A 13,747-nucleotide genomic window follows, 5' to 3' on the forward strand; every position below is an offset into this window, starting at 1 on the left:
ATAACAACTGATGACGATGTGGGGTTTCTTCAGACGAGTGAAAGTAAGCGAGGATCTTCGGGACTGGTTGTTTGTCCTCATTGCGAACGGGTACTGGGTGGCGTTGCGACGGCTTCATACGATAGCATACTCTTCTAAAACGAGTTCTCGAACCACGGTGATAGCGCTACTCTCCACAGCAAATTGGCCGCTTGAGATTTAAGAGGCTGAACAACAACAGATATCCTTAGTAACCGAGTGCAGCATTTACTAGTGACTGTTCTCCTTTTCGAAGCAAGGTCGAAGCACTACTTTCCGAGCAATCGAGAGCTGCAGCGACATCTGCAAGGGAAGTCTTGCGTGGCACCGTATAATAGCCGAGATTTTGCGCAACTGCTATGGCTTCGAATTGACGGTGGGTAAGCCGACCCGCGAGTGATCCAGTCAAGTGTTGATGTTCACCAACCCGTGTAACGTCGATATCAACTTCGTTGGGGAAGCTACTGACTGCCCGGCTGAGGGCATCTTCTTCTCCTAAAATCGTTATCTGAATCGTCCCCGTGTCAGTATATACGATCGGCGGAACAGGAACAATTCCATGATGATCCAACGCAGCCCACAGTGCATAATCAGATGGACGAAGATCTATCTCAGCATAGAGGTAGAACGTATTCTCATCTACCATCGTAAAATCTACCTGCTGAACGACTTTGAGACTGGCGACTGTTGTGCGAATCGTCTCAATCTCTCCAACCACTAATGAGAGAAAACAAACAACGTTCGTTTCCTCACGAACCTGCCATGAGAGTAATTCTTCCCGAACGAAAGCGTCCGTCGAAAGTGACTCCGGAATTGGCAGCTGCATCGATTCAGGAATGTCGACAGTGAGATCGATCGACTGCATAGTACGAAAACACCAACCCTGTATTAAAAAGGTTCAGTGCTTCGCGGCAATCGCAACATCTGACTATCAGCAATAAACACATGATGTCAGACCTGAACGCTAATGAAGCCCATGCGGATGAAGAGTCGACGCGGATTTCGAACGGTGTCGAAGGAGAATTAGGCAAATCTCAACAGAGTGGTGAAATCCCACCCGGCCCTTGTGGGCTTCCATTGGTAGGAAGCACACTTACGCTTGCTCGCCATGGGTTGACGTTTTCGGAACAACTTCACGAATATGGTGACGTGGTCGCATACACTGCCTTTGGTGAGGATTTTGTTGCCATCTATGATCCCGAGTTAATCGAATCAATACTCGTCTCCCGCAATGATGAGTTTTGGAAGGGTGATTTTGAGATGGCATTTGGTGATTTATTTGCGCCCAATGGTCTTGCGTTCACGGAGGGGGAACAATGGCGTCGTCAACGATCTGCTCTCCAACCTGCATTTACACCGCAACAAATCCAAACACACGCTGATTCAATCGTAGAGAAGACCTCGATCAGTGCTACTCACTGGAGTACACATCGTGAGATTGATCTTCGTAATGCTTGTTCAAAGCTCACGCTTTCGATTCTGGTAGACTCTCTGTTTGATATCGATCTAGATAGCAATCGTGGTGCAGTCATTCGCAATGCGGCTTCTGCTGTTGGAGACCTCGTTGATGCGAGTGGTCCGGCAATGCTTCTTCCTGAATGGGCTCCTCGCACTCCAACTGAACGGCGATACGATCGTGTAATGGCACAGTTTGATGACCTCATTAGCGATCTCATAGCCGAGAGACGCGAAGCAGTTAGTGAGTATGACGATCTCCTCACAATGTTATTAGACGTTGAATTTGCTGATGGTTCACGGATGGATGAATCCACAGTACGCGATCAGCTTATTACATTTTTCTTTGCTGGTCATGAAACAACTTCCGTTGCACTCACCTATGCGATTTGGTTGCTTTCGGGAAATCCGAGCGTTCATTCCCGTCTCAATGCAGAATTAGAGGCCGTTAGTGACGGATCCGGTCTCACATTTGCTGACCTTCCTGCGCTCGAAACGACTGAATGCATCATCAAAGAAGCGCTCCGGCTCTATCCTCCTATCTCCTCGTTCTACCGCCAACCACGGCAGGATCTCATGCTTGGAAACTATCAAATTTCTAGCGACACAACGCTTCAGCTTGCCACGTATAACATTCACCGCGATCCACGGTGGTGGGATAATCCCGACGCTTTTGCTCCCGAACGGTGGGAAAAAGAGAATGCGTCTCGTCCTGAATATGCCTATCTCCCATTTGGTGGTGGTCCACGGCACTGTATCGGCATGCGATTTGCGATGATCGAGTTGAAACTGGCGCTTGCAACACTTGCTCAGCAGATGGAATTTGACCGCATCACTGACACCATCAGCCCAGCAGCAAAGGGAGTGCTCGACCCAGGATGTGTGAAAATGAGAGCTCACCCCATCAGCGATCTTTAGACGATTCAACGGCCATCCAGAGCCATCGAAATGGGCACAGATATCACCGGTCCTTTTGGACTAGAGTGAATACCGACCACCCTCGTCCCGTTCACGCCAAACCCTACCCGCGCGTTCGTCTGGATCACGATTGATTACGGACACGAAAGTTTTGTCGTCATGGCGAACAAATCGAGATTCCATCGAGAGCTGACTCTGGTTGCGCACTCTCATTTCTGGAAACATTGTTGGTTAGTATTGAATACTAACGTCTACGCGTTTTCAAGTGGAGATTCGGCTTGAGCATGAAGCCCACTACGACTAAATTGCATTCGTGCCATTGCGTGGTTCGGATGCTGGTGCATTGACGAAGTACTTCGACAGAAGTTGTGACTGGCGCGCTCAATGCATATGAGCATGAGCGGGTAGAATAAGCTGCCGCATCGTTTGCTGGTGTTGTAAGATAGAAAGCGTGCGTCTAACAGGGACGGACAGTCACTTAAGACGTTACGGCTTCGTACGCGAGTGCCAAAACAGCCATCAGAACAAGCGTAGCAAGTACGTTTCCAACAAGACCGGCCCCAAGATATTCTGACACGGCAATTCCGATAACAACAGATACGGTTGCCACCGTCCATGCTACGCTTGAGGGAAGACGCCCTGTTGTGGTGGCTGTGTTCATGTTGTCAATAACTCAATCACCGTACAATAACTTTCCGTGCTGGCTCTTCGAACTCGTCAATTACAACGTTGTAATAGAGGGGGATCGCGAGAGCGACCCCCTCCGTTTCGCAGAAATAGACGCAGAAAAAGACGCACTCCACCGTAACCAACCGACTAGTACCACCATGTGTCACCGGCAACGCGGTGTGAATCTCTTGTGGTGGTGCCGCCACAGAGGGGGTTCACAGAACCCCCGTGATTACAACGCTATAATCAGCGCCCTCCGTTTCGTTCCGTGTTAGCTTCGTGGGCGCGCATCCACCCGGCGAGGTCGGGGTGAGCGAACGTGATTTCGATGTGATGGCCACCGACACCCATGGCGTCGTCTACGCACAGCGTTCGAGATTCCTTGTAGGTCACACCAGGAACGCGCTCGGCCATCTCTTCCATCACCCGATAGCCATCGTTCTTGTACGCACAGCCGTAGTGGGTCGCAACTTCCCGATAACCCAGTCGAGCAACCATCACGTCGTTCGTCTTGGCAACGTTCTTCGCGTGCTCGAGGACGTCGAGGTACTTGTCTTCGACCTGCTGACTCTCGGCACGTTTCTTGCGGAAGGTGACTAACTCGGTATTCTGTTCCGAGCGCTGCACGGTCTCGAAGAGCTGACGGCTTGCATTGGTTGCTTCCGCGGCGAGGTGCGGCGAGTCATCGTCAACGCTCTCCTCGGTCCCGTAATTCCAATCGTAAGCAGGTATCCTCAAGCCGCTTATCAGTTGAGAAGACTCTCGATGAAGCGGAAGGCATTCACGAAGGTTACTGCATCACCATAGCCATACGATGCAAGTACAGTTTCGGCACCTTCCCCTGCAGCGATGTCGGTCGTGTAAATGTATGCCTGTGAAGCCGCTCCTGTACTGAGATGCTGTGCTGCGAGTGCGGCAAGCGCAGCATCTGCTCGTTCAACTTCATCAGCGGGTCGATCATCAGCATTTGCAATGTACCGCTGGACGCCATCCATTGCTTGCGATACGACTGAAATCGTATAATCGAGTGGATCGGCAATCTGTGCCCATCCCTCTTCGATTGCCGTCTCAATTAGTGGTCTCTTGGTTTCGCCGGTCGTTCCTGCAATCTCCTCATAGACTCGTTCCGGGAGAAGAAACACGATATCATTCTTGCGGACAAATGCTCTCACATGCTGATAGCGACTGTTTGTCGGTTGACCGAGAGCAATGAACATCCCCGAATCGGCGATATGGATGTTGCTCACGTCTCGTCGGATGTCTCCGCAGTTTGCTCGTCGTCCAGCCCAAGATCAGGTCCTACTGCACCGGATTCTTCGATGTCGATGTAATCGTGAACGACTGGTCGGAGTGCCTGGAGAATGATCTCTGCAGCGAGGGGCGAGATATCTAAGTCGCGGGCCATCAGCCGGTGGGTTACCTCACCGCGCTCACGTGCAACCGTATATGTGAGTGCTGTTGCAAGACCCGCAATGCCGTGGCGAGCGATGTATGTCTCGATATCGTCGTTAGTCGATTGGCGGCTCACCGCGTCAACCAGCATTGGGGTGATCGTATACTCACGTGTTCCATCTCCAGCCGAGACCGTGAGGTCGATCGGGTGAGCAACATATGTTCGCGGTTGCTCGTCGCCCGTTGCTTCGATAACGCCCGCATCAGCCAGCCGCTTCACGTACGTATAGGCCGTTCCTTGCGGGAGATCAAGGGCATCCATGAGTTCTTGAACGGTTGCTGGACCTTGGCGAGAGAAATATGCGTAAAGTTGAGCTAATCGTGGCTCTTCGAGGAGGTCTGCAATTGAGAGGAAATCTCGGATGACATCGCCATTAGCGTGGGATGCAGTGTGTGACATTGGTATTGGTGCTATTTACAGCTTACAGATAATCAGTAAAGAGTGTTTGGATTGTCGCGATCGTCAGTCAAGAACATTCTCTGGGATCAGCTACTGAACGCATATCGGCGGGACGGGGTCACCTCGTAGCATGCGTTTCGGCACGAGAAGTTCGAACCCATGCATTGATTTGATCACGCATCCCGACCACAGACACGGTGGCCGGTACAACCTCTCCCCCTCCTGCTGGCTTCGAGCCGATAGACGCCGATACAACTACCGTACTTACGAGTAGCCGTACGGCGTCTGTCCCGAACTGTGTCAATTCGGGACGTCCACAACCGCGTTTGTGTGGGTGTTTGCGTTAGATTTGTGTCCCTCTCGGGCGTGTTTTCGTCCCAGCCACGCTACTCTCCGGCAACCCCGTCTATGGTCGGACTATCGTTTGTGTTCGGGCTCGAAACTTCACCAGGTAGCTCCACATCGGCTTTCAGGACGAGACGTGTTTCTTTGTAGCTCAATCCGTCTTTGGATTGCTGGCGTTTGATTTTCCCGAGACGTCCGTTCGAGAGCTCATGCATCGCGTCCATTGTCCGGCGAGCGAGTTCTTGACTGTACTTCTTGCTCACGCCGGACTCCTTGAGTCGAATCCACTAGAAATTCAACGACTGTTCCCAGGTCATGTCAACCCATCGTGAGATGAAATCCCTTGAGTTCGCCACCCTGTTCATTGACAACTTCTTTGAATGAGTCGAGTCGTGCCGGACTCTCCTCGATGTTCTGGATTCCTTGCTCAGTATATTCGAACAGGCAGATGGATATTGGCATCGTTCCACCCCCTCCTCTCAGTTGACTAAGACACACTAACTACGATCGGCAGGAGGTTAATTATTGCCTCGACGATACCGCCATCCCTTCCTGTGTCACCACTAGTTGGTGAATTTTTCACTCGAATACACATCCGAAGTCAGAACGTTGCAGGAGCAGTATGTTACTCTGAGCGAGTTGGCACATCAGGTCCGTTGGGCGTCTCGAATTATTTTCTCCTATCCGTCTCGTAGTGAAGTATCACGATCCCGGTCCCAGTTGTCTTCGTGTCCACGAGTTGTAGATTGGTTTTCTTGCTCCCATCTCTGAAGAACCGCTTGCCCCCGCCGAGAACGAGCGGGTGAATCATGAGCTGATATTCGTCGACGAGATCGTGCTCCACGAGTGTCTGAACGAACTCGCCACTGCCGATGACCCGAATGTCCTGGCCGGACTGTTGTTTCAGTTCGGCGACCGCCTCGGCAACGTCTCCCTCGAGCAGCGTCGAATTCTGCCATTCCACCGCGTCCAAAGTTCTCGAGGCGACCTATTTGTCGATGCTGTTCATCACGTCGGCGAAGTCGGTGCTGACCTCTTCATCCGTCGCTGTCGGCCAGTACGCGGCGAAAATCTCGTAGGTCTTCCGTCCAAGTAAGAGGGCGTCCGATGTGGAGATCCCGTCGGAGACTGTGTCTACAGAGACCCCATCGAAGTATTGCATCTGCCAACCGCCATGCTCGAACCCACCGTTGCGGTCCTCGTCAGGACCACCTGGTGCCTGCATCACACCATCAACCGACAGAAACTCGCTTACGATTACCTTTCTCTGCCTATCAACAGTCCGGTTGATGTCGTCAGTTATCGTCTCGTTCTCACTCATCCGTGTCACCTCGATTTCCGCAGTATAGATAGATTGTCACTGTCTTAACCAGAGTGGCCTGGATCCACGCCACTAGTGACATTGTTTTCGCTGTGACAGGTTACGCAGCGGAGGTCACGAATACTGAATTCGGTATGTGTATTGGCGGCGAGCAGATCGAGGATATCGCTCTTTACTGCATGCCGGAAGAGTCCGCCGCTTGCACCCGGAAACGACAGCTCCATCGTCCTCCCTGCGGAGTGGTCGCTCTGGGCGACCGAACGGATCGTGATTTCCTTTTGAACCGATTGCAACCACTTCCCCCAGGCCTGCCTTGATTTCGTGGCTTCAGAGAAAGAGGCAAGAAGAGAGAATGCTATCGAAGACGAATAGTCACGTCACTCCAGTACTTGTGCGTCGGCCCAATCGGCGTGGTCATAGTTGATGTTGTCGCCGCCGTCGGTCACGACGAGCGTAAGCTTGTCGACGCTCGATACGTCAACGGACAGTGAGACAGGGTCATCACCGTTGGTTAGAACATCCGTCTCGGTGAGCGTCTCCCCATCGCCGACGATGCTGAAGCGGACTGTCCCTTTTCCGGTGACCTCGTCATCCACACCGACGTCTGCTACGAACTGGGACATGGTTCCGTCGAGCCAGTAGGTGATCTCGGATTCGGCGTGGGTGCCAATCCCCTTCTCGTAGGTAGCCTCACCGATCGTCAGCACATTGCCATTGACACTTTCGTCGAGGCCTATCGATCCCCAGCCGATCGTCGCATCGACCCACTCGTGGTCGCTAAGATACGTCTCGCCCGTCGGTGGTGCCGGTAGCGTTTCGAGTTCCCACACTGTCGACGTTGACGCAGTCTTTGCGCCGTCGTCCCACGTGTAGGAGGCATGGAGAGTGAACTCGTACTCCCCCTGATCGATCTGTTCCGGAGCAGTCACCTCCCAGCTCGTCTCGATGGATTTCCCCGGTGCAGCGTTGTCAAACGTCACGGCTGACTGTGGTGACACGTTCCAGCCGTCCGGTGCGTCGAGGTTCAATTCGATATCCTCGACCGCCGTCCGTCCATCGTTCGTCAACGAGACGGTCACCGACCGCGTTTCGCCACGCTCAATACTGTCGCTTCCACCGTCGACATCGAAGGTAACTGCAGACGGTGCATCGTCAGGCGTTCCCTGGCGAACGCGGAAGAGGGTGACGCCGTGGGAGGGTACCGAATCCTTGATCGGGCCGCGTGTAAATCGCGTCTCCTTCGTCCAGAGGTCGTCAACGACGAACCCGGAGCTATTGCCCGCGCTATCTTCGAGGTCCAGCGCTTCGGCGGTGGTGCCAAAGGTCTTAGTTGAGTCGCCGCGGTTGAACAGGGCGACTGCGACGTCGCCGTTTGCAAGGGGTTTCTTCCAGACTTCCTGCTTGCCATCGACCGTAAGTCGGTACCCTTGGACGCCTGCAGGATCCTGATTGAGTGCGATGACGTCCTCGTTCGTCAGGATTTTCTGCGTTGTCTCGTCCATGTCCCGTATGTCGTTGCCTGCCAGTAGCGGCGCCGCCATGAACGCCCACATGCTAAAGTGGGCTCTGGCCTCTCGGTCGGACAACCCTGGATACCCCTCTACCTCGACACCGACCTCGAGCATGTCGGGGTCGTTCCAGTGTCCTGGCCCCGCATACTGTGCAAGCGGTTCATTTAGGTCGATGATGTCGACGATCCCTTCGTACCATGCGCTGTCGTTCGCATTCCAGACGGGTTTGATATCGCCAGTGGTGCGCCAGAGATTACCGCCAACGTCAGCGCCCCATTTGTAGATGTCGTACTTTCCCCAGCAACAGATGCTGTAGACGATATCGCGATCGGTCTTGCGGAGTGCCTTGCCCATTGCCGCGTAGCGATCTCTTGGATCGACACCCTGATTGTAACAGTTGTCGTACTTGAGGTAGTCGACGCCCCACTCAGCGTAGCTTCGAGCGTCCTGCTCCTCGTAGCCCAGACTCGCTGGGAGTCCCTGACACGTTCGAGTGCCAGCTGACGAGTAGATGCCGAGCTTGAGTCCTTTGTCGTGAACGTACTCAGCGACCCCTTCGATACCATTCGGGAACCGTTCTGGATGTGGCTGGAGGTTTCCATCGTCGTCACGCTCGGACGCCATCCAGCAGTCGTCAATATTGATATACTCGTATCCAGCTTCCCGCATCCCCGACTCGACCATCGCATCGGCAGTCTCCTTGATCAGTTCGGCACTGATGTCACAGGCGAACTGATTCCAACTGTTCCAGCCCATCGGCGGCGTCTGGGCGAGATGGTCGTTAGTTTCGTATGCGCTAACCTGGTCGAACTCGTTTGTTATGACGCTAACGGCGCCGAATGCACCAATGCCTTTCAGTATCGTCCGGCGCGTCTCAGACAGCATTGTCGACGATTCTGCCTCTTCCGTAGGATCGTGGTCTGTCATGGGTTTTCTTAGGGGGATAGTGGTTTACAGTCAGTACCGACAGCATCGGCAACTGTTCTACCTCTCCTCCATGAATTAATATTATAACGTAGAATAAAAAGCTAGTCTATATTTTGGATTATTTTACTATACCATATATGAGTCTAAGTAGGTTGTCGTCGGATTCCTCCCACAGCTCTAGCCGTGGGCTTCCTCTTTACACCGCTGTGATATCGGTGACCGAGTGACCGTCGTCACGAGTACAAGCGACCCCTGACGGCGTGCAGTCACCGAAGAACCGAGGTGGAGGTCCCGTCCTCGAACGTGAGCGTCAGCGGACGGTAAGGAACGGTAGTTGACATCTCCGAAGGAATACGCCAAGAGAATTTTTCTTTCTCGTCATGTCCTCGATGCCGAACATACGAAGAAGATACGTCTGAATGGCAAGTGACATCCTCCCTGCCGTAAACGGCGGGATTCTTTCGTTGTTTAACTGCCGCAATTGAGGGTGGTCCATTACAATGTTGTAATAGAGGGGGATCGCGAGAGCGACCCCCTCCATTTCGCAGAAAAAGACGCAGAAAAAGACGCACTCCACCGTAACCAACCGACTAGTACCACCATGTGTCACCGGCAACGCGGTGTGAATCTCGGGTGGTGGTGCCGCCCGAGTGGGGGTTCGTTGAACCCCGTGATTACAACGCTCTAATCAGCGTCTTCTGTTCGTCGCGTTAGCTTCGTGTGCTCGCATCCACCCGGCGAGGTCGGGGTGGGCGAACGTGATTTCGATATGATGGCCACCAACGCCCATTGCGTCGTCCACACACAGCGTTCGTGATTCTTTGTAGGTCACGCCGGGCACACGCTCGGCCATTTCTTCCATCACCCGATAGCCATCGTTCTTGTATACACACAGCCGTAATGCGTCGCCACCTCCCGATAGCCCAACCGTGCGACCATCACGTCGTTCGTCTTTGCGACGTTCTTTGCATGCTCGAGGACGTCGAGGTACTTATCTTCGACCTGCTGACTCTCAGTGCGCTTTTCGCGGAAGTTCACGAGTTCAGTGTTCTGTTCCGAACGCTGAATCGTCTCGGAGAGCTGGCGACCAGCATCCAAGGCCTATGATTGAGTCACTTTCTCAGTATCAGTACTGGTGTCATGGTTCGGGAACCATACATTAAGGTGACCTATTATAAAGAAAAAATACCCCGGACTACTGCTATTTTGGTGCTGATGTCGAACAATAGTGATCAAAAGAAAAGTAGCATTAATCGACGAATAGCCATAAAATCACTCGGAGCGGCTGCCATTGGTGGCGTCTCATTTGCGACGCTCAATCCCGAAATCGTAACAGGAATTACACCGCAATCAACTGATGGCAAAGCTGTCGACTGGGAAGGCGGCAAGAAGAGTAAAACGATGTTCCCGCTCTCCGTGATGAGTGGCGGTCCCACGTCATCAGGAGTTATTCTCTGGACGCAACTCTCTGCGGATAGCTGCCAGTCTTCGTCACCGGTTCATGTACAAGTAGCAACCGATGACTCGTTCTCGGATCCTGTATACGAAGGGAAGGTCACAGCAGAGAAAGTTTCTCCCGACCATAATAACATCGTCAAGATAGATCTTGATGGAAAACTTCCCGCTAATAGTCATCTCTTCTATCGATTCCACCATGCTGGTGTGACGAGCCAGATTGGACGGGCTCGCACACTCCCGAAAGAAGATGCGAGCCCCGAAGCAGTTCGCCTTGCGGTCGTCACGTGTCAATCGTATCAACAAGGGTATTATCCCGCCTACAGTCACATCGCTCAGGAAGATCTCGACTATATTGTTCATCTTGGCGATCAAATCTACGAATACGCAGGTAAGTCTGATCTCGAGGGGCGTTCAGTATCGCTGCCGAGTGGCCATGATGTCGCTTGGACGGTTGAGGATTTCCGACATCTCTGGGAGACTTACCGCGGTGACCGGTTCTTCCAAGATGCACTGGAACAACATACATTCATTCCGACGTGGGACGACCACGAGATCGTCAATAATCGGTATTGGGACTATGAAAACGATCGTCCATGGTCGAAGGATCATCCACTCAACGACGACCCTGAGGCGATTACCAAGCTGTTCGCAGACGGTATCCAAGCGTGGTGGGAGTACAACCCTGCACGAGTGACGTACAATCCTGATGCGGAGTCACTGCTTGAGCAGTTCCAGATGTGGCGCAGCATTCGGTTCGGTGATTTGCTGGAAATGCCGGTCACCGACGAACGGCTGTTCAGTTCGCTTCCACCAGGTGGCGACGCAGCTGGACAACGACAGTGGGGGATTCCACCGAACGCACCCGAAGCTGATGATGCTGATCGGACACGCCTCGGTTTCGAACAGCGTGAATGGCTGCTTGATACACTCAAGGAGACCAACGCAACCTGGAAGGCGTGGACGAATGAACTCGCCATCTCACCACTGTGGCTCTCATTTAGTGACAATATGCAGATTTCGAAGAACTATGATGCGTGGGACGGCTACCAGCATGAACGAAACGAAATCATGGGCCAACTCACTCACTACGACGTCGATAATTTCGTCGCGTTCACGGGTGATATGCACACATACATGGTGTCGTATCTGATGAACGATTGGGAACGAACCGAGAGCCGGACACCGGTTCCACCGAAAGAGGAACTAGTTGGTGTTGAACTTCTCACGCCAGGAATTTCAAGCAATTCGGGAACCTCAGACTTCTGGAATCCAGGCGAAGAAGTGACAGAGGAGTCAGCTTCGAAGTCGCTTACTAACGAAGAAATGGTCGAGACGGTACTTGAGGAGAACCCATGGGTTGAGTTCTTCAACGCGAAGTACAACGGCTATTCAGTTGCCGAATTTACGCCTGATGCGTGTATGTGGACGACGTATGCAGTTGATGATACGGTTAATAAAACGGATGCAGCTCGTGAAGTCCTCCGGAAGTACGAAATTCCGGAAGGCGCTGTCGAACTCAACGAACTCGAATCGAATGATTTGAAAAACGGATTTGCCGCACAAGATTCGTAGACGTCTTTCTAAAGATTCTACTCTATTCTAATATTAGGTTTCTTGAATAGTACGCCCGTCAAGGGAACAGTCCACTACTGGATAGACTTGACATCTGCCCCCCTTCAGGGCGAGGTTTTGCACCTGTCACTTCCGTACTCATGGATCGGGTTTCGAAGCAACACGAGGACTACACGCAATCGACGTGGAGTGTGGCAGCACTGGAACGGGCGGCGAATCTAGGGTTGGCGCGTGCGCTGACCGTCTCGAAGAGCGGTCGCCCTGCATTGGCTGTTTCCGCGGCGAGATTCGGCGACTCGTCGTCTACACTCTCTTCGGTCTCGTAATCCCGCACGAAATTGATCAGTTGGGACACTGATGCTCGCATACGACTGTTATTCTCTTCTGCGTCGACGAGTAGAAATCGTGGTTTATAGTGAATCTCACCTTCGGCTTCACTATATTCTATTCATAAGTTATACAATGGTGTTACAATGGCTTCAAAATAGCTACCCAGATTATCTAGTTAGCCTCTAGAAAAAATTCTTAAATAATAGAAAGACCACATAGAGACGCAATGATCACAGAACCAGCATACAATATAGAGGAGAAAATCCAATGATTAGTGCTTTACTTGGTATTGGACTGCTCGTTTCTGCGTTTGCGGGAATCAACACGGGTGGATCATCTATCGGTGAATCCTTTGGCCCGTCGGTTGGGAGCGGTGTCCTCTCTCCGCGAAAGGCAGCGACACTCATGTCGATCTTCGTCGTTCTCGGTGGATTCCTCGTCGGACGGCACGTCGTCGATACACTCGGACACGGGTTCGTCCCAAGTCAGTACTTCACACTTCCTGCAGCGATTGGTGTTCTCTTGTTCACAGGCTTCGGTATCTTGCTTGGAAATCTGAGAGAAGTATCCGTGAGTACGAGCGAGACAGCCGTTGGTGCAGTTGCTGGTATGGGTGCAGCATTTGGGGTTCTCAATTGGCATACCGTTTCGAGCGTCGTGACGTGGTGGCTCATCTCCCCAGTCGTCGCCTTCTGGGTTGCTGCCGTGATCGGACGATACTTTTACCGCCAGATAGAGGAACAGCTCAACCTTGAGGGCGAAGGCGGTCGGTCTGTTATCGGAAAGGTACTCGTCATCGGGATTGCCTGTTATATGGGATTCTCGGCAGGTGCCTCAAACGTTGCAAATGCGATTGCGCCACTCGTCGGTGCAGGCGTTCTTGAGATGACTCCCGGTATCATCTTGGGTGCGGGGACGATGGCTGTCGGGGCGTTTCTCATCGGCCCTCGAACGATGGAGACCATCGGAAACGAACTGACTGTTCTCTCGTTGGAGGGTGCACTAATCGTCGAGATCATCGCTGCCACGATCATTACACTCCTCAGTTGGGTTGGTATTCCAGCTAGTCTGGCGATTACGGCGATTACATGTGTGATTGGACTTGGTTGGGGTCGCGCCTCTCGACACGTTGAGATTTCTCGGCACCTTCGAGTCACGAATCAGACCCAATCGGACGGTGGCGGTAGCTCGAAATATGAACATCCCGGTGATCTCTTCAGCGAAGAGATGACCCGACACGTCGTGGCGACGTGGTTTCTCTCACCGCTTGTTGCATCGGTTCTTTCCTTTGTTTGCTTTAAGGTCGCAGTGATGACTGGATTGATCTCTTTCTGAGTCGGTGGAGAGCGTTTCCTTTGCTGTGAATACGAG

14 protein-coding genes are annotated in these 13,747 nt (G+C 52.6%); 3 read left to right on the top strand and 11 right to left on the bottom strand.

Translation table 11 applies throughout. From position 1 onward, the window contains the following. Positions 1–226: 226 nt before the first annotated feature. Positions 227–883, bottom strand: a complete 657-nt coding sequence (locus ACGYLY_RS18535; RefSeq protein ID WP_395284318.1) for a helix-turn-helix domain-containing protein — start codon at positions 881–883, stop codon at positions 227–229. Positions 884–966: 83 nt separating this feature from the next. Between ACGYLY_RS18535 and ACGYLY_RS18540 the strand changes: the two genes are divergently transcribed. Continuing rightward, the gene (locus ACGYLY_RS18540) at positions 967–2,391 is read left to right on the top strand and encodes a cytochrome P450 (RefSeq protein WP_395284317.1); all 1,425 of its coding nucleotides are present in this window, start codon (positions 967–969) and stop codon (positions 2,389–2,391) included. A gap of 915 nt (positions 2,392–3,306) precedes the next feature. Here ACGYLY_RS18540 and ACGYLY_RS18545 read toward each other — a convergent pair. The 9 genes from ACGYLY_RS18545 to ACGYLY_RS18585 form a co-directional block, all read right to left on the bottom strand. Beyond that, a complete protein-coding gene (locus ACGYLY_RS18545; protein WP_395284316.1) occupies positions 3,307–3,798 on the bottom strand; it encodes a hypothetical protein in 492 nt (163 codons plus the stop codon). Between the two features lie 8 nt (positions 3,799–3,806). Next, on the bottom strand, positions 3,807–4,307 hold the full coding sequence (locus tag ACGYLY_RS18550) for a hypothetical protein (RefSeq protein ID WP_395284315.1): 501 nt from the start codon (positions 4,305–4,307) through the stop codon (positions 3,807–3,809). Continuing rightward, positions 4,304–4,912, bottom strand: a complete 609-nt coding sequence (locus ACGYLY_RS18555) for a helix-turn-helix domain-containing protein (RefSeq protein ID WP_395284314.1) — start codon at positions 4,910–4,912, stop codon at positions 4,304–4,306. Before ACGYLY_RS18555 ends, ACGYLY_RS18550 begins: the two co-directional genes overlap by 4 nt. Before the next feature lie 663 nt (positions 4,913–5,575). Next, positions 5,576–5,719 carry a GYD domain-containing protein gene (locus ACGYLY_RS18560; protein WP_395284312.1) on the bottom strand — a complete coding sequence of 48 codons (144 nt, stop codon included), beginning with the start codon at positions 5,717–5,719 and terminating at the stop codon, positions 5,576–5,578. 208 nt (positions 5,720–5,927) lie between these two features. After that, the gene (locus ACGYLY_RS18565) at positions 5,928–6,221 is read right to left on the bottom strand and encodes a dihydrofolate reductase family protein (protein ID WP_395284921.1); all 294 of its coding nucleotides are present in this window, start codon (positions 6,219–6,221) and stop codon (positions 5,928–5,930) included. Positions 6,222–6,245: 24 nt separating this feature from the next. After that, positions 6,246–6,578: a hypothetical protein gene (locus ACGYLY_RS18570; RefSeq protein WP_395284311.1), complete on the bottom strand. Its 333-nt coding sequence runs from the start codon at positions 6,576–6,578 to the stop codon at positions 6,246–6,248. A 377-nt stretch (positions 6,579–6,955) separates the two neighbouring features. Then, positions 6,956–9,016: an NPCBM/NEW2 domain-containing protein gene (locus ACGYLY_RS18575; protein ID WP_395291261.1), complete on the bottom strand. Its 2,061-nt coding sequence runs from the start codon at positions 9,014–9,016 to the stop codon at positions 6,956–6,958. Positions 9,017–9,704: 688 nt separating this feature from the next. Further along, positions 9,705–9,869: a hypothetical protein gene (locus tag ACGYLY_RS18580; RefSeq protein WP_395284309.1), complete on the bottom strand. Its 165-nt coding sequence runs from the start codon at positions 9,867–9,869 to the stop codon at positions 9,705–9,707. Positions 9,870–9,877: 8 nt separating this feature from the next. Then, positions 9,878–10,114, bottom strand: coding sequence for a hypothetical protein (locus ACGYLY_RS18585; protein ID WP_395284308.1), 237 nt, complete (start codon positions 10,112–10,114; stop codon positions 9,878–9,880). 42 nt (positions 10,115–10,156) lie between these two features. On the opposite strand from ACGYLY_RS18585, the gene ACGYLY_RS18590 reads away from it, so the two are divergent. Continuing rightward, positions 10,157–12,046 (top strand): alkaline phosphatase D family protein, encoded by a 1,890-nt coding sequence (locus ACGYLY_RS18590; protein ID WP_395284307.1) that lies wholly within the window; start codon positions 10,157–10,159, stop codon positions 12,044–12,046. Positions 12,047–12,215: 169 nt separating this feature from the next. Here ACGYLY_RS18590 and ACGYLY_RS18595 read toward each other — a convergent pair whose 3' ends face one another. Next, on the bottom strand, positions 12,216–12,401 hold the full coding sequence (locus ACGYLY_RS18595; RefSeq protein ID WP_395284306.1) for a hypothetical protein: 186 nt from the start codon (positions 12,399–12,401) through the stop codon (positions 12,216–12,218). A gap of 242 nt (positions 12,402–12,643) precedes the next feature. On the opposite strand from ACGYLY_RS18595, the gene ACGYLY_RS18600 reads away from it, so the two are divergent. Continuing rightward, a complete protein-coding gene (locus ACGYLY_RS18600) occupies positions 12,644–13,711 on the top strand; it encodes an anion permease (RefSeq protein ID WP_395284305.1) in 1,068 nt (355 codons plus the stop codon). Positions 13,712–13,747 lie beyond the last annotated feature (36 nt).

Source organism: Haladaptatus sp. CMAA 1909 (genome assembly GCF_043952005.1).
In the GTDB taxonomy this organism is placed as follows: Archaea; Halobacteriota; Halobacteria; order Halobacteriales; family Haladaptataceae; genus Haladaptatus.

Coding starts and splice junctions, on each gene's coding strand:
- ACGYLY_RS18535 (WP_395284318.1), bottom strand. CDS start 883: ATGCAGTCGATCGATCTCACTGTCGACATTCCTGAATCGATGCAGCTG.
- ACGYLY_RS18540 (WP_395284317.1), top strand. CDS start 967: ATGTCAGACCTGAACGCTAATGAAGCCCATGCGGATGAAGAGTCGACG.
- ACGYLY_RS18555 (WP_395284314.1), bottom strand. CDS start 4,912: ATGTCACACACTGCATCCCACGCTAATGGCGATGTCATCCGAGATTTC.
- ACGYLY_RS18560 (WP_395284312.1), bottom strand. CDS start 5,719: ATGCCAATATCCATCTGCCTGTTCGAATATACTGAGCAAGGAATCCAG.
- ACGYLY_RS18570 (WP_395284311.1), bottom strand. CDS start 6,578: ATGAGTGAGAACGAGACGATAACTGACGACATCAACCGGACTGTTGAT.
- ACGYLY_RS18575 (WP_395291261.1), bottom strand. CDS start 9,016: ATGACAGACCACGATCCTACGGAAGAGGCAGAATCGTCGACAATGCTG.
- ACGYLY_RS18580 (WP_395284309.1), bottom strand. CDS start 9,869: ATGGCCGAGCGTGTGCCCGGCGTGACCTACAAAGAATCACGAACGCTG.
- ACGYLY_RS18590 (WP_395284307.1), top strand. CDS start 10,157: ATGGTTCGGGAACCATACATTAAGGTGACCTATTATAAAGAAAAAATA.
- ACGYLY_RS18600 (WP_395284305.1), top strand. CDS start 12,644: ATGATTAGTGCTTTACTTGGTATTGGACTGCTCGTTTCTGCGTTTGCG.